Annotated in this window: 17 protein-coding genes and 3 tRNA genes; 2 read left to right on the top strand and 18 right to left on the bottom strand. The window is 72.5% G+C overall.

Annotated elements, in window-relative coordinates; translation table 11 throughout:
* Positions 1-4: 4 nt before the first annotated feature.
* From ACF1BN_RS05770 to ACF1BN_RS05745, 6 genes are all read right to left on the bottom strand, one after another.
* The gene (locus ACF1BN_RS05770; protein WP_392330298.1) at positions 5-772 is read right to left on the bottom strand and encodes a helix-hairpin-helix domain-containing protein; all 768 of its coding nucleotides are present in this window, start codon (positions 770-772) and stop codon (positions 5-7) included.
* Between the two features lie 380 nt (positions 773-1,152).
* Positions 1,153-1,998, bottom strand: coding sequence for a DegV family protein (locus ACF1BN_RS05765; RefSeq protein ID WP_392330297.1), 846 nt, complete (start codon positions 1,996-1,998; stop codon positions 1,153-1,155).
* A 325-nt stretch (positions 1,999-2,323) separates the two neighbouring features.
* Positions 2,324-3,067, bottom strand: a complete 744-nt coding sequence (locus tag ACF1BN_RS05760; protein WP_392330296.1) for a hypothetical protein — start codon at positions 3,065-3,067, stop codon at positions 2,324-2,326.
* Between the two features lie 133 nt (positions 3,068-3,200).
* The gene (gene leuS, locus ACF1BN_RS05755; RefSeq protein ID WP_392330295.1) at positions 3,201-6,068 is read right to left on the bottom strand and encodes a leucine--tRNA ligase; all 2,868 of its coding nucleotides are present in this window, start codon (positions 6,066-6,068) and stop codon (positions 3,201-3,203) included.
* 266 nt (positions 6,069-6,334) lie between these two features.
* Positions 6,335-6,407, bottom strand: a tRNA-Ala gene (locus ACF1BN_RS05750).
* Positions 6,408-6,479: 72 nt separating this feature from the next.
* A tRNA-Ala gene (locus ACF1BN_RS05745) sits at positions 6,480-6,552 on the bottom strand.
* Positions 6,553-6,684: 132 nt separating this feature from the next.
* Between ACF1BN_RS05745 and ACF1BN_RS05740 the strand changes: the two genes are divergently transcribed.
* Positions 6,685-7,977, top strand: a complete 1,293-nt coding sequence (locus tag ACF1BN_RS05740) for a glycosyltransferase 87 family protein (RefSeq protein WP_392330294.1) — start codon at positions 6,685-6,687, stop codon at positions 7,975-7,977.
* Here the strand turns inward: ACF1BN_RS05740 and ACF1BN_RS05735 are convergent.
* The 8 genes from ACF1BN_RS05735 to ACF1BN_RS05700 all read right to left on the bottom strand — a co-directional run bounded on the left by ACF1BN_RS05735 (position 7,956) and on the right by ACF1BN_RS05700 (position 12,611).
* A complete protein-coding gene (locus ACF1BN_RS05735) occupies positions 7,956-8,189 on the bottom strand; it encodes a hypothetical protein (RefSeq protein WP_030211122.1) in 234 nt (77 codons plus the stop codon). The genes ACF1BN_RS05740 and ACF1BN_RS05735 overlap by 22 nt on opposite strands.
* Positions 8,190-8,318: 129 nt before the next feature.
* Positions 8,319-8,391 (bottom strand) — tRNA-Ala (locus ACF1BN_RS05730).
* Between the two features lie 97 nt (positions 8,392-8,488).
* Positions 8,489-9,142, bottom strand: a complete 654-nt coding sequence (locus ACF1BN_RS05725; RefSeq protein WP_392330492.1) for a histidine phosphatase family protein — start codon at positions 9,140-9,142, stop codon at positions 8,489-8,491.
* Positions 9,139-9,576 (bottom strand): ribosome silencing factor, encoded by a 438-nt coding sequence (gene rsfS / locus ACF1BN_RS05720; protein ID WP_360307388.1) that lies wholly within the window; start codon positions 9,574-9,576, stop codon positions 9,139-9,141. The genes ACF1BN_RS05725 and rsfS overlap by 4 nt, the downstream gene beginning before the upstream one ends.
* A 69-nt stretch (positions 9,577-9,645) precedes the next feature.
* Entirely contained in the window at positions 9,646-11,352 is a 1,707-nt protein-coding gene (locus ACF1BN_RS05715) for an LCP family protein (protein WP_392330293.1), read from the bottom strand.
* A gap of 19 nt (positions 11,353-11,371) precedes the next feature.
* The gene (gene nadD / locus ACF1BN_RS05710; protein WP_392330292.1) at positions 11,372-11,992 is read right to left on the bottom strand and encodes a nicotinate-nucleotide adenylyltransferase; all 621 of its coding nucleotides are present in this window, start codon (positions 11,990-11,992) and stop codon (positions 11,372-11,374) included.
* Positions 11,993-12,056: 64 nt separating this feature from the next.
* Complete coding sequence (locus tag ACF1BN_RS05705) at positions 12,057-12,221, bottom strand: hypothetical protein (protein WP_189847634.1); 165 nt, start codon at positions 12,219-12,221, stop codon at positions 12,057-12,059.
* An 84-nt stretch (positions 12,222-12,305) separates the two neighbouring features.
* Complete coding sequence (locus ACF1BN_RS05700) at positions 12,306-12,611, bottom strand: hypothetical protein (RefSeq protein WP_392330504.1); 306 nt, start codon at positions 12,609-12,611, stop codon at positions 12,306-12,308.
* 132 nt (positions 12,612-12,743) lie between these two features.
* Here ACF1BN_RS05700 and ACF1BN_RS05695 point away from each other — a divergent pair, with 132 nt between their 5' ends.
* On the top strand, positions 12,744-13,850 hold the full coding sequence (locus ACF1BN_RS05695; protein WP_392330291.1) for a M48 family metallopeptidase: 1,107 nt from the start codon (positions 12,744-12,746) through the stop codon (positions 13,848-13,850).
* Positions 13,851-13,908: 58 nt separating this feature from the next.
* On the opposite strand, the gene ACF1BN_RS05690 is transcribed toward ACF1BN_RS05695, so the two are convergent.
* From ACF1BN_RS05690 to ACF1BN_RS05675, 4 genes are all read right to left on the bottom strand, one after another.
* A complete protein-coding gene (locus ACF1BN_RS05690) occupies positions 13,909-14,991 on the bottom strand; it encodes a hypothetical protein (protein ID WP_392330290.1) in 1,083 nt (360 codons plus the stop codon).
* Between the two features lie 117 nt (positions 14,992-15,108).
* A complete protein-coding gene (locus tag ACF1BN_RS05685) occupies positions 15,109-15,750 on the bottom strand; it encodes a hypothetical protein (protein ID WP_392330289.1) in 642 nt (213 codons plus the stop codon).
* Positions 15,751-15,838: 88 nt separating this feature from the next.
* On the bottom strand, positions 15,839-17,122 hold the full coding sequence (locus ACF1BN_RS05680; protein WP_392330288.1) for a glutamate-5-semialdehyde dehydrogenase: 1,284 nt from the start codon (positions 17,120-17,122) through the stop codon (positions 15,839-15,841).
* A gap of 130 nt (positions 17,123-17,252) precedes the next feature.
* On the bottom strand, positions 17,253-17,759 hold the full coding sequence (locus ACF1BN_RS05675; RefSeq protein ID WP_392330287.1) for a hypothetical protein: 507 nt from the start codon (positions 17,757-17,759) through the stop codon (positions 17,253-17,255).
* Between the last annotated feature and the right edge of the window lie 128 nt (positions 17,760-17,887).

Below are 17,887 nucleotides of genomic sequence, written 5' to 3'. Positions count from 1 at the left end.
CGGTTCACGGCCGCACCAGCGGCTGAAGGTCCGCGTAACGCCGCTCGCCGATGCCGTCGACCTCGCGCAGCTCCTCCACCGCACGGAATCCCCCGCGTTCCGTGCGGTGGTCGACGATCCGCCGGGCCAGCACCGGCCCCACGCCCGGCAGTCCGTCGAACTGCTCGGCCGTCGCCGTGTTGAGGCTCAACGGCACACCACTCGCGCCCAGCCCGACCCCCGATCCTCCACCGCCCGAAGCCCCGGCGGCCCCCGCACCCGGGGCTCCCGCGCCCGGAATCCCGACGAGCACCTGCTCCCCGTCGAAGAGGACCCGGGCCCGGTTGAGCCCCGTCAGATCCGCGCCCGCCCGCACCCCTCCGGCGGCCCGCAGCGCGTCCGCGACCCGCGACCCGGCCGGCAACGTCAGCACCCCCGGCCTGCGGACCTTCCCTCCCACGTCCACGACGACCTCCGCCGTGGGGGACGGAGCGCCGGACGCGGCCTTCGTCCCTGATCCCGGCGTCGAAGGCGAGACGGCGACCGGCGCGGCGCCCACCATCTCCGGGGCGCGCACCGGCTCCGGCCGACCCGCCCAGAAGAAGCCGCCGGCAGCGCAGACGGCCACCACCAGGACCACGCCGAGCGCCGCCAGTGACCTCGGTTCGAGCCCGCACCGCGTCTGCACCCACAGCGGCAACCGCTCACGCACCGCGGCCCGCCACCGCCGCTCCCCCGCGCCGACGGGCGCCCTCTCCTCGACCACCACCACCGGATCCGGCGCGGCGGGCACGGCAGGCGGGAACAGCGCGTCCCCCCGCTCCCGTACGACGCCTGCCCCGCCCCCGCCGGGCCCCGGCGGCACGGGAACCCGCCGGACCCGTACCCGCCGCCGGGCCCGTCCCGGCGGGGCACCCCGACGGGGCGCCCCGGATTCGGGCCCGGTCCGCGAGGAGGCGGAGGACGAGGACAAGGACAAGGACAAGGACGAGGAACGCGAACGCGACGCGGCCGGAGAGGAGGAAGAAACCGATGAAGGCGAAGAAGCCGTACGAAGATCCATGTCAGCGACGGTAGAGACCGGGACGACCCCGTGCCGTCGCCCTCCGGCTTCCGTGGAGAACGACGCGTCTGTGGACAACTCCCTCACCCACAAGGGTGAGAGCTCCTGGCTCAGCGCGGCGAGACGACCACCGCGAGCAGCCCTGGCCCGGTGTGCGCGCCGATGACCGCGCCGACCTCGCTGACGTGCAGCTCGGCGAGGCCGGGCACCCGTTCCCTGAGGCGTTCGGCGAGCGTTTCTGCCCGCTCGGGCGCGGAGAGGTGGTGGACGGCGACGTCGACGGGACCGGAGCCGGCCTGTTCCACCGCCAGTTCCTCCAGCCGCGCGATCGCCTTCGAGGCGGTGCGTACCTTCTCCCGCAGTTCGATGCGGCCGCCGTCGAGTTCGAGGAGCGGCTTCACCGCGAGCGCGGAGCCGAGCAGCGCCTGGGCGGTCCCGATCCGTCCGCCCCGGCGCAGGTAGTCGAGCGTGTCGACGTAGAAGTAGGCGGAGGTGTTCCCGGCGCGCTTCTCGGCCGCCGCCACGGCCTCGTCGAGCGAGCCGCCGGCCTCCACGACCTCAGCCGCCGCGAGGGCGCAGAATCCGAGGGCCATGCCGATCATGCGCGTGTCCACGACCCGTACGGGTACGGGGGCGTCCTTCGCCGCGAGCACGGCGGCGTCGTAGGTGCCGGAGACCTCGGCGGAGAGGTGGAGGGAGACGATCCCGCGCGCACCGGCCTCCGCGGCCTCGCGGTAGGTGGCGGCGAAGACCTCGGGGCTGGGCCGGGAGGTGGTGACGGACCGCCGCTTCTGCAGCGCCTCGGCGAGCGATCTGGCGGAGATCTCGGTGCCCTCCAGGAGGGCGCGGTCGCCGATGACGACGGTCAGCGGGACCGCGGTGATGGCGTGCCGCTCCATCGTCTGGGGTGGCAGGTAGGCCGTGGAATCGGTGACGATCGCGACATGCCGGGACATGAGCGGGAGGTTACCCGCCACGACCGCCGCTCGGCAGCCCGGCCCCGGTCACACCCGGTCCGAAGATCCCACAGAAGCCCCGAAGAAGCCCCGCGAACACCTCACCCCGGCCCCGTACACCCCTCACCCCGGCCCGCAAACGAGACACCCCGACCCCGCAAGCACGCCACCCCGGCCCCGCAGACGCCGAGCCCCGACCCCGCAAACAGGTCACCCCGGCCCCGCAGACGCCTCGGCCGGCAGACCTGGGGACAGCCCGCCGTCGGCCCCGCACAGGGTCGGCGCACAAGGTCGGCGGACAGGGTCGGCGGCCGAGTCCCGGCCGTCAGCCGGCGGACTCCGGGCGGGCCGTCTTCTCCCACGGGTACGCCGCCGCGCGGGGGTCGGGCGCGGTGATCGCCTGCGGTCCCTCAGCGGCCTGGGGCTGCTCCTCGGACCGCGCCTGCGGCCGGCTCGCCGGCCCGGGCGCCGACTCGTACCAGGCCGGCTGCGCGGGGTCCTGCGCGGTCGTGTCCGGGTCGGTGGTGGTCCAGTGGCGCAGCGCGCCCGCCTCCACGTCGATCTGGGCGCTCAGGGTGTCCAGGTCGTCCTCGGCGAAGCGCCGGGCCCGGTCGCGGGCGGCCCGCCGCAGTGCTTCCGCCGAGCCGGTGATCCGCTCGGTCCGCTCGGTCAGCGCGGGCAGCTGCCCGGACACGTACGCCTTGTCCGGCTCCCGCTCCAGGCGCTTGAGGTCCTCGTCCAGCTCGCGGCCGTGCGCGCTGAGCCGGGCGAAGAGGTCGAGCGACTCGCGCAGCGAGGCGTCCTCCACGGCCCCCGCCTGGAGGGCGTCCTGGGTGGCGCGCATCGAGGTGCGGAGCGAGAGCCGCAGCTTGGCCAGCTCGGCGGCGACTCCGGCCTGGCCGAAGCTCTTGGCCCGCAGGGTCGTGTCCTCGACCGTGCGGCGGGCCTGGTCGAGGGTGCGGTCGACTCCGCGCTTGGTGGCCTTGGCCACCTTCACGGTGGCGTAGACCCCGAGCGCCACGAAGGAAAGGATGAGAAGCGCCAGGATCGTGACAATCGCGGCTTCCATGTGCGTCGCTCCTCAGGCTCCGGCGGCGTCCCACGGCTGTGGTCCTTCCACCGTAAACGGAAAGGGCAGGCCGGAGGTTCCATCGGAACCCCCAACCTGCCCGTAGGGGAAACCCCTCATCCCGCCGCGGCACTCAGGCCACGATGTTCACCAGCTTCGGCGCGCGCACGATCACCTTGCGGATCTCGGCGCCGCCGAGGGCCGTGACGACGTGCGGGTCGGCCAGCGCCAGCGCCTCCAGATCGGCGTCGGAGATCGACGGGGAGACCTCCAGGCGGGCCTTGACCTTGCCCTTGATCTGCACGACGCAGGTCACGGTCTCGTCCACCACGTAGGCCGGGTCGGCGACCGGGAAGTCCTGGTGGACGACCGAGTCGGTGTGGCCGAGGCGGTGCCACAGCTCCTCCGCGATGTGCGGGGCGAGCGGGGCGACCAGCAGGACAAGCTGTTCGGCGACCGGGCGGGGGAGCGAGCCGCCGCCCTTGGTGAGGTGGTTGTTCAGCTCGGTGATCTTGGCGATGGCGGTGTTGAAGCGCATCGCGGCCATGTCCTGGGAGACGCCGTCGATCGCCTTGTGCAGGGCGCGCAGGGTGTCGTCGTCGGGCGTGGTGTCGGCGACGGTGACCTCGCCGGTCGCCTCGTCGACGATGTTCCGCCACAGCCGCTGGAGCAGGCGGTACTGGCCGACGACGGCGCGGGTGTCCCACGGGCGGGAGACGTCCAGCGGGCCCATCGCCATCTCGTAGAGGCGCAGGGTGTCGGCGCCGTACTCGCCGCAGATTTCGTCCGGCGTGACGGCGTTCTTCAGGGACTTGCCCATCTTGCCGAGGACGCGGCTGACCTTCTCGCCCTCGTACCAGTAGGCGCCGTCGCGCTCCTCGACCTCGGCGGCCGGCACGGCGATGCCGCGGGCGTCGCGGTAGACGAAGGCCTGGATCATGCCCTGGTTGTAGAGCTTGTGGAAGGGCTCGGCCGAGGACACGTGGCCCAGGTCGAAGAGGACCTTCGACCAGAAGCGGGCGTACAGCAGGTGCAGCACGGCATGCTCGGCGCCGCCGACGTAGAGGTCGACACCGCCGGTGGGCATGCCCTCGCGCGGGCCCATCCAGTACTGCTCGATGGCCGGGTCGACGAGCTTCTCGTCGTTGTGCGGGTCCAGGTAGCGCAGCTCGTACCAGCAGGAACCGGCCCAGTTGGGCATGGTGTTGGTCTCGCGGCGGTACTTCTTCGGCCCGTCGCCCAGGTCGAGGGTGACGTGGACCCACTCGTCGTTGCGGGAGAGCGGGGTCTCGGGCTGGGTGTCGGCGTCGTCCGGGTCGAAGGTCCGCGGCGAGTAGTCCTCGACCTCGGGCAGCTCCAGCGGGAGCATCGACTCCGGCAGCGCGTGGGCGACGCCGTCCTCGTCGTAGACGATCGGGAAGGGCTCGCCCCAGTACCGCTGACGGCTGAACAGCCAGTCGCGGAGGCGGAAGTTGACGGTGCCCTCGCCGATGCCGCGGGCGGCCAGCCAGTCGGTGATCTTCGCCTTCGCCTCGACGACGCCCAGGCCGTCCAGGGAGATCTCGTCGTTGGCGGAGCCGACCAGCTTCGCCTCGTACGAGGAGAAGGCGTCGTCCCAGGTGGACGGGTCGGTGCCGCGGTCGTCGCTCGGCTCGACGACGCAGCGCATCGGCAGCTCGAAGGCGCGGGCGAAGGCGAAGTCGCGGGCGTCGTGGGCGGGGACGGCCATGATGGCGCCGGTCCCGTAGCCCATGAGGACATAGTCCGCGATGAAGACGGGGACCCGGTCGCCGCTGACCGGGTTGGTCGCGTACGCGCCGGTGAAGACGCCGGTCTTCTCCTTGGCGTCGGCCTGCCGCTCGACGTCGGACTTGGAGGCGGCCTGCTTGCGGTAGGCGTCGACGGCCTCGGCGGGAGTGGCGTGCCCGCCGGTCCACACCGCGTGGGTGCCCTCGGGCCACTCGGCCGGGACGATCTTCTCGACCAGGTCGTGCTCGGGGGCCAGGACCATGTAGGTGGCGCCGAACAGGGTGTCCTGGCGGGTGGTGAAGACGGTGATGGCGCCGGTGTCGCCGACCTGGAAGTCGACGCGGGCGCCCTCGGAGCGGCCGATCCAGTTGCGCTGCTGCAGCTTGATGGCCTCGGGCCAGTCCAGGCCGTCGAGGTCGTCCAGCAGGCGGTCCGCGTAGGCGGTGATGCGCATGTTCCACTGGCGCAGCTTGGCCTTGAAGACGGGGAAGTTGCCGCGCTCGGAGCGGCCGTCGGCGGTGACCTCCTCGTTGGCGAGGACGGTGCCCAGGCCGGGACACCAGTTGACCGGGGCGTCGGAGGCGTACGCCAGGCGGTACTCGCCCAGGACGTCGGCGCGCTCGGCGGAGCTCAGCTCGCCCCACGCGCGCGTGGCGCCCGGAATCTCACGGGTGCCGTTCTCAAACTGCTCGATCAGCTCGGCGATCGGGCGGGCCTTCGCGGCCTCGGTGTCGTACCAGGAGTTGTAGATCTGCAGGAAGATCCACTGGGTCCACTTGTAGTAGTCCGGGTCGATCGTGGCGAAGGACCGGCGCTTGTCGTGGCCGAGGCCCAGCCGGCGCAGCTGGGCCTTCATGTTCTCCATGTTGGCCTCGGTGGACACGCGGGGGTGCGTGCCGGTCTGCACGGCGTACTGCTCGGCGGGCAGGCCGAAGGCGTCGAAGCCGAGGGTGTGGAGCACGTTGTGACCGCTCATGCGCGCGTGGCGGGCGAAGACGTCCGTGGCGATGTAGCCGAGCGGGTGGCCGACGTGGAGGCCCGCACCCGAGGGGTACGGGAACATGTCCATGATGAACTTCTTGGGCCGGGCGGCGAGCTCGGGGTCGCCCGCCAGGTCACCGGAGGGGTTCGGCGCCTCGTAGGTGCCCTCGGCGTCCCATACGTCCTGCCAGCGTGCCTCGATGTCGGCGGCCATGGCCGCCGTGTAGCGATGCGGGGCCGCCGTCTCGGCGGCCGTGTTGATCTCGGTCATGGTCCTAGAAGCTCCATCGATCGTCTCTGCCCACTGCCACGAACTGCCACGAAATGAAAAATCCCCTCGCACAGGAGGGGACGCCGCGCCGACTCCGACGGGGTCTCTTCCGCCCGTCGGGACTGATCAGCGCGGCTCGATAAGCAGGAGGCGTACGGCACGCATGGCGCCAGGGTACCGCAGCGCCCACAGGGGCCGCGTCGATGTCCAGGGGGTGGCGGGAACGACGAAGCGGGCCATCCGATGTGGATGACCCGCTTCTTCTGTGGAGCTAAGGAGAATTGAACTCCTGACCTCCTGCATGCCATGCAGGCGCTCTACCAACTGAGCTATAGCCCCTCGTGTGCGGCGTTCAGCTTACCGCAGAAGTGCGGAGAGCCATCCGGTCATGGATGGCCCGTCTGCCTTCTGTGGAGCTAAGGAGAATTGAACTCCTGACCTCCTGCATGCCATGCAGGCGCTCTACCAACTGAGCTATAGCCCCTCAAGATCGTCTCCGCCCGGCTCCCTCTCAGGGCTTCCTCGCGGCGACGGACAGAACAGTAACCGGCCGTCGGGCAGAACTCCAAATCCGTTTCTCGGGTGCTGTCGGAGGCTCCGGGTAGGGTCGCCCCCTGTGTCCCCCTCCGCGCCTTCCCCGTCCCGCGCCCGGCCGTGGCCCCTGGTCGCCGCCGCGGCGACCTGCCTGATCTCGTTCGCCGCCTTCTGGGTGGCGCAGCGCGTAGCCCACGTGAACATGCTCGACGTGATGGTCTACCGGGCCGAGGCGGAGACGCTGCGGGCCGGCGGCGATCTGTACGCGATGCGCGCCACCTCGGCGAACCTGGCGATGACCTATCCGCCGTTCGCCGCCGCGCTGTTCCTGCCGCTGACCCTGGTGGACGTCCCGCTCATGCGGACGCTCTCCACGGCCGGGAACCTGCTGCTCGTCGTGGCCCTGGTGCGGCTGTCGCTCCAGCTGGTCCGCCCGGCGCTCGCCGCGCCGGGGCGCCGGGCCGACCTGTGGCGTACGGCACTGTGGGTGGCGGCGGTGCTCGTCTGGTGCGAACCGGTGTGGACGACCCTGCGGTACGGGCAGATCAACCTGCTGGTCGCGGTGGCTGTGCTGTGGGACCTCACGCGCCGCGAGGGCAGCCGGTGGGCCGGCCTCGGCATCGGCCTGGCGACCGCGGTGAAACTCACACCCGGACTCTTCGTGGTGCTGCTCCTCGCCGCGGGCCTGCTGCTGTGGCGGCGCGACCGGGGGATGAACCAGTGGCTGCGCACCGCGCTGACCGCGACCGGCGCCTTCCTGGTCACGACGCTGGCCATGGTGGTGGCGCTGCCGGCGGACTCGAAGACCTTCTGGACCCGGACGCTGTTCGAGACCGGCCGGGTGGGCCACAAGGAGGAGACGGCGAACCAGTCGCTCAGCGGGGTGCTCGCCCGGCTGATGCACACGGACGCGCCCGGGCTGTGGTGGCTGGCCGCGGCGGTGCTGCTGGGCGGCGCGGCGATGGCGCTCGCGATCCGGGCGGCGGTGCGCGGCGACAAGGCGGTGGCCGTGGTCGTCACCGCGTTCACGGCGCTGATGGTCTCCCCGATCTCCTGGTCCCACCACTGGGTCTGGTGCGTGCCGCTGCTGATCCTGCTGCACGACCGCGCCACGCGCGCGTGGCTCACGACGGGCGCCGTGGGGCTGGCCTTCGCCTCGTTCGCGCTGTGGTGGGTGCCGCACGACCCGGGCCGTCCCGAACTCGACCAGAACGCGGGTCAGATGCTGCTGTCGGCGGTCTACCCGCTCACGGCCATGGCGGTCCTCACCGGCTATGCGCTGACGCGGTGGCGGGCGACGAGCCGGCCCCACATCCCGAACCCGCGGCGGGAGGCCGTCGTGGTCCGGGAGCCTCAGGCCGTGGCGAAGGAGTAGAACCGCTTGAGGGTGCAGTGCTCGTCGAGGAGCCGGCCGTAGATCGGCTCCCCCTCGAGTTCGCGGTAGGTCTCGATCGGGTCGCCCTTTATGATCAGCGCCCGCGCGCACTCCTCGCACCAGTACTGGAAGTCGGGGTTGACGGGGTCCATGTCCCGCACGATGGGCGTGCCGCTGCCGCACCAGTCGCACTTCCGCCTGTGCGCACCCAAAGGCCACCCTCCCGTCCGGACCTGGTTCCCCCTCCGGCCGTCCGATTCTGCCATGGCCGGGCGGCCGCCCAGAAGTGACAAAACAACAGATCCCGCCCTCCTGTGCAGGAGGACGGGATCCGGTGACTGTGGAGCTAAGGAGAATTGAACTCCTGACCTCCTGCATGCCATGCAGGCGCTCTACCAACTGAGCTATAGCCCCTCGTGTTCTTCGCGCTCGGCGCTGCGAACAAGAAGAACTTTAGCCGGTGACCTGCCGGAAAGTGAAATCCGGGCCCCGGGCGGACGCCCGGGGTGTGTCAGGTGTCGTCGCCGAGAACCGGCTCGGGCAGCGAGCCGGCGTTGTGCTCCATCAGGCGCCAGCCGCGCGCGCCCTGGCCGAGGACGGACCAGGAGCAGTTCGAGAGGCCGCCGAGGCCCTCCCAGTGGTGCGGCTCCAGGCCGAGGAGGCGGCCGATGGCGGTCCTGATGGTGCCGCCGTGGCTGACCACGACCAGGGTGCCGTCCTGCGGGAGCTTGTCGGCGTGCTCCAGGATCACCGGAGCGGCCCGGTCGGCCACCTCGGTCTCCAGCTCGCCGCCGCCCCTGCGCACGGGCTCGCCGCGCTTCCAGGCGGCGTACTGGTCGCCGAAGCGCGCGACGATCTCGTCGTGCGTGAGCCCCTGCCACTCCCCCGCGTACGTCTCGCGCAGCGCGGCGTCGTGGGCGACGGCCAGTCCGGTCAGCGCGGCCAGCTCGGCGGCCGTGGCCGCCGTCCGCTTCAGGTCGGAGGCGACGATCGCGTCGGGCCGGAGGGCGGCGAGCAGCCGGGCGGCCCGGCGGGCCTGGTGGACGCCGGCTTCCGTGAGCTCGATGTCGGTCGAGCCCTGGAAGCGGCGCTCCAGGTTCCAGGACGTCTGGCCGTGGCGCCACAGGACGATACGGCGGCCGGTGCCGCCCTTGGCGGCGCTCAGCTCAGCTCACCGTCCGCCCTGTCGGCGCCGGTCAGCTCGGCGTGCTCGGCGGCCTTGCCGCGGGTCTTGACGGCGTCCTCGGGCAGCGGGAGCTCGGGGCAGTCCTTCCACAGCCGCTCGAGGGCGTAGAAGACCCGCTCCTCGCTGTGCTGCACGTGGACGACAATGTCGACGTAGTCCAGGAGGATCCAGCGGGCGTCCCGGTCGCCCTCGCGGCGCACCGGCTTGGCGCCGAGCTCCTTCTGGAGCCGCTCCTCGATCTCGTCGACGATCGACTTGACCTGGCGGTCGTTGGGCGCGGAGGCGAGCAGGAAGGCGTCGGTGATCGACAGCACGTCGCTGACGTCGTACGCGATGATGTCGTGCGCGAGCCGGTCGGCCGCCGCCTGGGCGGCGGCGTTGACGAGCTCGATGGAGCGATCCGTGGCGGTCACAAGCAGGCTTTCGTCGGCGGTCAGGTACCCCTCCAGGGTCTCACGGACCGCCGACGGTCCCGCAAACGATTACGAGGCGCCCGGAATCTCGTAGTCCCGGCCGAGGACGACGGTGACCGCGGCGGTGCCGGCGGGCTTGCCCTTGGTCACCGAGTCCTCTGGCAGACCGAGGGTCTTGGCGACCTCGACGGCCGTGGCCTTCTGCGCGTCGTCGCCGTAGACGATCTCGGACTTCGCCCGGCTCTCGGCCTTGGTCCCGCCGACGAAGGCGTAGCCGCCGTTGATCAGGACGATCTTGGCCGCCTCGACGGCGTCCTCGCCGGTTCCGTCCTTGATCGAGACGCGCGGCACTCCGCCGGCGTCGAGGGCCGTGACCTTGCCGCCGAGGATGTCCTTGACCACGCTGTCGCCTGCGCCGTCGGCGAGCGAGCCGTCCTCGCCGACCGGGAGCAGCGCCGTCTTGAAGGCGCCGGTCTTGGCGTGCTCGGCGAGCTTGGCGAGGGAGGCGGCGAGGTCCTTCTCGGGGAGGGACGGGTCGGCGATCTGCTGGAGGTACTCGATGGCGGCCGCGGCGTTCGCCGCGTCGCTGGGCATCTTGCGGAGCATGCCGCCGACGACCTGGCCGAAGCGCTGGAGCTGCTTGGCCTCGGCCTCGCCGGAGGCCCTGTGGGTGGCGTAGGCGACGGCGGCGCGGCCGTTGAGGGTCTGCTGCTCGCCCTTGGCGACGAGCGGGTCGGCGCCCTTCTTGCCCTTGGGGTCGGGGACGGTCGCGTCGGTGTCGACCTCGATGCCGCCGAGGTACTCGACGAGGTTCTCCAGGTACGGCGTGTCCAGGCGCCAGGTGCCGGCGATCTTGGCGCCGAGGAGGGTGTCGAGGGCTTCGCGGGTCCCGCTGGAGCCGTCCTCCTCGACGGACTTGCCGAGGGTGGTGGCGGCGCCTTCGCTGTCGGCGACGGCGAGCGCGTTGGGCAGCAGGACGGTGGTGCCCTGCTTGGTGGTGGAGTTGTCCACGAGGAGGGCGGTGGAGGTGCCGCCGCCCTTGAGGTCGTGGAGGTGGAGCACGATGGTGGCGCGCTGCTGCGGTCCGGTGGCGGCGTTCTGGCCCGGCTTCCCGGTGTCGCCGGTGCCGGGGAGCAGACCGGCCGACCACAGGTAGCCCACACCGCCCACGACGGCGAGGACGAGGACGACGACGAGGGCGATCACCCGGTTGCGGCCGCGGCGGCGGGCCTCCTCACGGCGCTCCGACCGGCTCTCGGTGAACTTGAGCCAGTCGATGACGTCCTCGGAGTCCTCGTCGGGCTCCTCGATGAAGGAGAACTGCTCGGTCCGGTAGTCCTTGGCGTCGTCGGCGCCGACGTCGGGCCGGCGGGGCGTCCTGGGGGTGGCGGGCGGCTCGGGGGCGGGCCGCTGGCCGGGGACCCCGGCGGGGGCCGCGGCGACGGGCGCCGCGGGCTCTGCGGCCTGCCACTGCTGCTGCCCGGCACCGCCGTAGGTGTCGTACGGGTCGTAGGAGGGCTGGGCGTAGCCGCCCTGGGGCTGCCCGCCCTGGTAGGCGTCGTACGAGGGCTGCTGGGGGGGCTGGGGCTGCTGCGGGGCCTGGGGCTGGGCGTAGGGGTCGTAGCCGTACGCCTGCTGCTGTCCCGCGTACGGGTCGTACGCGGCCTGCTGCGGGGCCTGGGCCTGCTGCTGGTACACCGGCTGCCCGTACGCGTCGTAGCCGATGATCTGCGGCTGCGGCTGGTACGGGTCGTACGGGTTCTGCTGATCGTTCACCGGTGCCCCTCCCCGGGACTCACTCGCCGCGGTACAGCTGGCGCTTGTCGATGTAGCGGACCACGCCGTCCGGGACGAGGTACCAGACGGGGTCGCCCTTCGCGACCCGGGCGCGGCAGTCGGTGGACGAGATGGCGAGGGCGGGGATCTCGACGAGGGAGACTCCGCCCTTGGGCAGCCCGTCGTCGGTGAGGTCGTGGCCCGGTCGGGTGACGCCGATGAAGTGGGCGAGGGCGAAGAGCTCCTCCGCGTCGCGCCAGGTGAGGATCTGCGAGAGCGCGTCGGCCCCGGTGATGAAGAACAGGTCGGCGTCGGCGTTGAGGGAGCTCAGGTCCCTCAGGGTGTCGATGGTGTAGGTGGCGCCGCCGCGGTCGATGTCGATGCGGCTGACCGAGAACTGCGGGTTGGAGGCGGTGGCGATGACCGTCATCAGGTAGCGGTCCTCGGCGGGCGAGACGGCCTTGTGGCTCTTCTGCCACGGTTCACCGGTCGGTACGAACACCACCTCGTCCAGGTGGAACAGGGCGGCGACCTCGCTGGCCGCCACCAGGTGTCCGTGGTGGATCGGGTCGAACGTCCCGCCCATCACGCCGAGGCGGCGCTTGCCGCGGCCGCCGGTAGGCACTTCCTGCTCTCCCATGCGTGCAGAGCCTACTGGCACGGCGGCGGGCGCCGGATCAGCGGCCTCCCGGTCGGCGTCCGGCTCAGCGGTCGCGGTTGAAGCGGGTGGTGATCCAGAGCAGGAGCATCAGCGCGATGAAGGCGCCGCCGCCCGTGACGTACGGGTTGAGGCTGTCGTGGTTGCCACCGTGCTCGGCGCCCTCGGAAGCAAGCGTGACGAGGTTGGCGGCGGTGCTGTGGAGGCTCATCTTCGGCAGACCTATCCGATCGGGGGTGGGAGCGGAGACTTCGCGCACATCGTATGCGGGCGGTCCCGGCTCTCTCACGCCGACTCAGGCGTTGGCGTCCCCGGCGTCCCCTGACGCCCCTCGCGCGGCGGCGCCGGCGGGCCGGCCGGCCGTCCCGGCGGCGGCCTCTCCGGGGGTCCCGTCGGAGGTCTCTCCGGTGGCCTTGCCGGCGCTCTCGGCGGTGGCGTCGTCCGGGGTCCCGCCGCCGTAGCCGCGGAGCAGGAACCAGGCGAGGAGGGCGCCGCCGACCATGGAGACCAGCAGGACGATGCGGAGGGTGTCGCCCGGGCCCTGCTGCGCCGCCGCGGCGGTCGCGGTGAGGGCGGCGGTGGCCGTGGCGATGTCCGGCATGAGGTCGTACTCCCTCGTTGTCCACAGGGCCCGAGTTGTCCACAGGCCCCCGGCACACGGTAGCGCCCTCGCCTAGGGTGGGTCGTGTCAGGGGGACGAGTACCGACTCGTAAGGATGGACAGGGGGCGTTCATGACCGACAACCACGGCGGGGACCAGCGGGGCGGCGTGCCGAGCAGGCAGCGCAAGCGGTTCCCCGGCATCTCCTCCCGGGCGTACGAGCACCCGGCGGACCGTTCGGCGCTGGTGGCGCTGCGGAAGCTGACCGGGTTCGACACGGTGTTCAAGGCGCTCAGCGGACTGCTGCCCGAGCGCAGCCTGCGACTGCTCTACCTCTCGGACTCCGTCCGGGTGAGCGACGCGCAGTTCTCCCACCTCCACGACATGCTGCGGGACGCCTGCTACATCCTCGACCTGGACAAGGTCCCGCCGATGTACGTCACGCAGAACCCGGTGCCGAACGCGATGTGCGTGGGCCTGGACGAGCCGGTGATCGTGCTGACCACGGGGCTCGTCGAGCTGCTCGACGAGGAGGAGATGCGGGCGGTGGTCGGCCACGAGGTCGGTCACGCCCTGTCGGGGCACGCGGTCTACCGGACGGTGCTGCTCTTCCTCACGAACGTGGCGCTGAAGGTGGCGTGGATCCCGCTGGGGAACGTGGCGGTGACGGCGATCGTGACCGCGCTGCGCGAGTGGTTCCGCAAGTCGGAGCTGTCGGCCGACCGGGCCGGCCTGCTGGTGGGACAGGACCTGCACGCCTCGATGCGGGGGCTGATGAAGCTCGCCGGCGGCAACCACCTGCACGAGATGAACGTGGACGCCTTCCTCGCCCAGGCGGACGAGTACGAGAAGGCCGGTGACCTGCGGGACTCGGTCCTGAAGATCCTCAACGTGCTGCCGCGCTCGCACCCGTTCACCACAGTCCGGGCGGCCGAGCTGAAGAAGTGGTCGGAGAGCCGGGACCACCAGCGGCTGATGGACGGCCACTACCCGAAGCGCTCGGAGGATAAAGACACCTCGGTCACGGACTCCTTCCGTGAGTCGGCCGGGCACTACGCGCAGACGGTGAGGGACAGCAAGGATCCGCTGGTCAAGCTCGTCGGTGACATAGCCGGCGGGGCCGGTGACCTCGCCGGGGACCTGGGCGGACGCCTGCGGACCGTGTTCGGCGGCGGCGCGGCGAAGGACCGGGGCGAGGAGGGCGGCAAGAGCGGCTCCGGTCAGGACTCCGCGGAGTAGTCGGAGGTCCTCGATCGGCCGGCGCCCGGGCCGGACCGGCTCTCGCGGCGGGGATGCGTCAGGGCCTGGGCTGCGCGGCGGGGGCGAGGGCTCCGCAGAGCGCGGGGGCCGCGGGGCGGCGGGTGGCGTACGGGTCGGTGAGGGCCGGTCCGGTCCTGGCCGGGGCCTCGGCTCCGGCCAGGAGCGGGCTGAGTCCGCCTCCGGTGTCGGTGCCGCACGCCTGTGGCCCTGCCTCGACGGTGCTGGTCAGCAGCTCGGCCCGGTGCATGCGCAGGTCCTCGCGGTCGAAGCGGAGGTGCAGGGTGCGGTGGACCGTGAAGAGGGAGGCGGCGGTGGCGTCGCCCGGGGCCCGGTCGGCGGGGCGCAGCGCGTAGGTGAAGGTGTGGTCGGCGGTGACGTCCAGGGTGTCCGGGGTGCTCTCGGCGAAGCGGAGGGTGCCCTGCACGCGGGGCGCGGCGCCGGCGGGGCTCACGCGGGCGGGGTCGAAGCGGATCACCCAGGCGGCGACGGCGTGCCGGCCGTCGTCGGCGGGTGAGGCCACGCTCCGGTCGAACTGGGCGAGCTGGTCGGGATCGAGCAGCAGGCGGGCGGGCCGGACGGTCCGGCTCGCGAGGACGTCGGGCTCCAGGGAGGAGGCGACGAGGTAGTCCTTGGCGATGCTGAGGGCGGTGACGACCTGGCCCTCGGAGAAGTGGGTGGTGCGGGCGGCGACGGGGAGGTTGATGCCGGCGGCGCCGGCGCGGTACTCGGCGGCGGGGCTGCGGGCGAGGAGCCTGGCGGGGTCGCCGCCGGGCACGGGGCCCTGCGGGGCGAGCGGGACGACGGTGGTGCGGAGCGGCTCGGCGCGCTGGTCGGGCGGCGGCTGGTAGGGGTTGCGGAGGCCGAGGTAGACGGCCATGCCGAAGGCGAGGACGATCAGCAGGACCAGCAGGAGGGCCTGGCCCGAACCACGGCGGCGGCCGGTGCCGCCGGGGCGGCTGCGGACGGCGAGCGCATGCTCCCCCATCCGTTCCTGGGCCGAGAACTCCTGGAGGCGGGCAGCGCGGACGAACGCCTCGTCGAAGACGACGGCTCGGTACTCGTCCTCACCGCCGGGGAGTCCCTCGGGAGTCCCCTCAGGCGGGTCGCCACGCCCTGCCATACCTTCAGGGTAGGTCGGCGGGGGCTTCGGTAAACGCCCAGGTACACGACAAGTTCGGAAGAATTCCGCCGTCGGGGTGGTGGTTCGGGGCAGGCGGGCGCGGCCGTCCGGGTGGTGTCAGGGGGTGAGGGGTGCGGCGGGGGCCGGCGGAGTCGTGCGGCGGCCGTCGGCCGCGGGGGCGGTCGCCCTCGGGGCGGCCGCGGTGGCCGGGGTGCCGGTGAGCACCGGCACCGGGGGCGCGGCGGCCGGCGAGGCGGCGGGCGGAGCCGGATTGGGCTGGTCGACGCCGGTGGAGGCCGGGGGGAGCTGGTCCTGCCGGTTGGCGACGGCGCCCCGGTAGACGGCGGTGAAGGCGAGGGCGACCATGCCGATGCCCATCAGCAGGGCGAGGAGCCAGGCGACGGGGCGGTGCCAGCGGGCGCTGCCCCGGTAGGGGCGCAGGGCGCCGCCGTGGCGGCCGTAGGGGCTGGCGTCGTCGCCGATGTCGTCGGGTTCGTAGGTGAGGCCGACGGGGTCGCGGCCCTCGTCGTAGAGGTCGTCGTCCCCGGCTGCCCGGAGGGCCCGGGCGCGGGCGGACTCGGCTTCGGCACGGGCCTGGGCCGCGGCGAGGAGGCGTTCGACGGCGGAGGGTTCGTGGACCGCGGCGGCCCGGACGAACTCCTCGTCGAAGACCACGTCCCAGCGGCCCTCGTCGGCGCCTCCGCGCTCGTCGTCGGGCTCCCAGCCGTTCGGGGACCTGCCCCCCACGTCGTCCGGCACGGATTCAGAGTAGACCGGCTCCGTGGATTTGGGCAGGGAGAGTGCGAAGTCTCCCCGCCCGTACCGAAAGGAGGTGTGCGGGATGGTGTTACCGGATGTGACCGTCGCCGGTGACGATGTACTTGGTGGAGGTGAGCTCCGGAAGGCCCATGGGGCCTCGGGCGTGGAGCTTCTGGGTGGAGATGCCGATCTCCGCGCCGAAGCCGAACTGTCCGCCGTCCGTGAAGCGGGTGGAGGCGTTCACGGCGACCGTGGTGGAGTCGACCAGCTGGGTGAAGCGGCGTGCGGCGGCCTGCGAGGTGGTGACGATGGCCTCGGTGTGGCCGGAGGTCCACATGCGGATGTGCTCGACGGCCTTGTCGAGGGAATCGACCACGGCGGCGGCGATGTCGTGGGAGAGGTACTCGGTCTCCCAGTCCTCGGTGGTGGCCGGGACGACGGTGGCCTTGGTGCCCTCGGCGCGGGCGAGGACCCGCTCGTCGGCGTGTACGGTGACGCCGGCCTCGGCCAGCGCGTCGAGGGCGCGGGGCAGGAAGGCGTCGGCGATGTCCTGGTGGACGAGGAGGGTCTCGGCGGCGTTGCAGACGCTGACCCGCTGGGCCTTGGAGTTGATCAGGATGTCGACGGCCATGTCGAGGTCGGCGGTGGCGTCGACGTAGACGTGGCAGTTGCCGGTGCCGGTCTCGATGACCGGGACGGTGGACTCCTCGACGACCGTGCGGATGAGGGAGGCTCCGCCGCGCGGGATGAGGACGTCGACGAGGCCGCGGGCGCGCATCAGCTCGCGGACGGAGTCGCGGGACTCGCCGGGGACGAGCTGGACGGCGTCGGCGGGCAGGCCCGCGCCGCCGACCGCGTCGCGGAGGACCGTGACGAGGGCGGTGTTGGAAGCGTAGGCGGAGGAGGAGCCGCGGAGCAGGACGGCGTTGCCGGCCTTGAGGCAGAGGGCGGCGGCGTCCACGGTGACGTTGGGCCGGGCCTCGTAGATGATGCCGACGACGCCGAGGGGGACCCGGACCTGGCGGAGGTCGATCCCGTTGGGGAGCGTCGAGCCGCGGACGACCTCACCGACGGGGTCGGGCAGGGCGGCGACGTGGCGGACGTCGGCGGCGATGGCGCGGACCCGCTCCGGGGTCAGCGTGAGCCGGTCGATGATCGACTCGCTGGTGCCGGCCTCGCGGGCCTTCGCGATGTCCTCGGCGTTGGCCTCGACGATCTCGGCGGTGCGGACCTCGAGGGCGTCCGCGATCGCGAGGAGGGCTTCGTCCTTGGCCGAGCGCGGCAGTGGCGCGATCTGTGCGGCGGCGCCACGGGCCCGGTAGGCGGCCCGGGTGACCGGGGTGAGGTTGTCGAGGGGCGTGAGCGAGGTCATGCCCGCAGGGTACTGGCACGGGCCGGTCCCGCCCGCACGTACGACGGGCGCATCCCGCAGTGCGAGACGCGCCCGTGCCACCGTACGGACGGCGGGGACCCGGCCCGTCAGGTCCCGGGCCCCCGGCCGGTCAGTAGGGGTGGACTCCGACCGGGGCGGCGGGCGGCGGGCCGTAGCCCTCCGCGATCCGCTGGTGGTAGGTCTCCCGGTCGATGACCTCGAGGCCGACGATCTCCCACGGGGGGAGCTTCGCCGTCTGCCGGTGCTCGCCCCAGAGCCGGAGGGCGACGGCGGCCGCGTCGTGCAGGTCGCGGGCCTCCTCCCAGTACCGGATCTCGGCGTGGTCGTTGGCGTAGCGGCTGGTCAGCAGGAAGGGGTGGTCGTGAGCCAGCTGTTCGAGCCCGCGGCGCACCTCCTGCAGCGGTGACTCGACGCCGGACACGCTGAGCGTGACGTGCCACAGCTTGGACAGCGGGCGCTCCCCCGCGCCGCCGTCCCGTGTGCCCGTCTCGGCTGCTGTGCTCTCGCCTTCCGTGGCCGTGTCCTGTGCCGCGTCGAAGTCGGCTCCGGCCCCGACACTCGTCAGGGCGCGTTCGGCCGTCCCGCGGGGCGATGCCCCTGGGCGCGCTCGTCTCACCGGCGGCCTCCTGTGTGATGCGTGTGGTGCTGTACCCCGCGTTGCTCATTACCCCCGGGACAAAGTTGACCAGTCCGAGCCGTCGCATGGGGCGGTTTTGGTAAAGGTCCCTTCCGGATGGCAGGAGT

Origin of the sequence: Streptomyces sp. NPDC014861 (genome assembly GCF_043081625.1) — a bacterium.
Classification (GTDB): domain Bacteria; phylum Actinomycetota; class Actinomycetes; order Streptomycetales; family Streptomycetaceae; genus Streptomyces.
Note: the sequence above shows the minus strand (reverse complement) of the source record. Positions and strands in the feature narration are given on the sequence as shown.

What these genes read in the sequence shown, in the direction of transcription:
- ACF1BN_RS05765 (WP_392330297.1), bottom strand. Translation starts at nt 1,998, where the DNA reads ATGTCCCGGCATGTCGCGATCGTCACCGATTCCACGGCCTACCTGCCA.
- ACF1BN_RS05760 (WP_392330296.1), bottom strand. Translation starts at nt 3,067, where the DNA reads ATGGAAGCCGCGATTGTCACGATCCTGGCGCTTCTCATCCTTTCCTTC.
- leuS (WP_392330295.1), bottom strand. Translation starts at nt 6,068, where the DNA reads ATGACCGAGATCAACACGGCCGCCGAGACGGCGGCCCCGCATCGCTAC.
- nadD (WP_392330292.1), bottom strand. Translation starts at nt 11,992, where the DNA reads ATGGGAGAGCAGGAAGTGCCTACCGGCGGCCGCGGCAAGCGCCGCCTC.
- ACF1BN_RS05705 (WP_189847634.1), bottom strand. Translation starts at nt 12,221, where the DNA reads ATGAGCCTCCACAGCACCGCCGCCAACCTCGTCACGCTTGCTTCCGAG.
- ACF1BN_RS05700 (WP_392330504.1), bottom strand. Translation starts at nt 12,611, where the DNA reads ATGCCGGACATCGCCACGGCCACCGCCGCCCTCACCGCGACCGCCGCG.
- ACF1BN_RS05695 (WP_392330291.1), top strand. Translation starts at nt 12,744, where the DNA reads ATGACCGACAACCACGGCGGGGACCAGCGGGGCGGCGTGCCGAGCAGG.
- ACF1BN_RS05690 (WP_392330290.1), bottom strand. Translation starts at nt 14,991, where the DNA reads ATGGCAGGGCGTGGCGACCCGCCTGAGGGGACTCCCGAGGGACTCCCC.
- ACF1BN_RS05680 (WP_392330288.1), bottom strand. Translation starts at nt 17,122, where the DNA reads ATGACCTCGCTCACGCCCCTCGACAACCTCACCCCGGTCACCCGGGCC.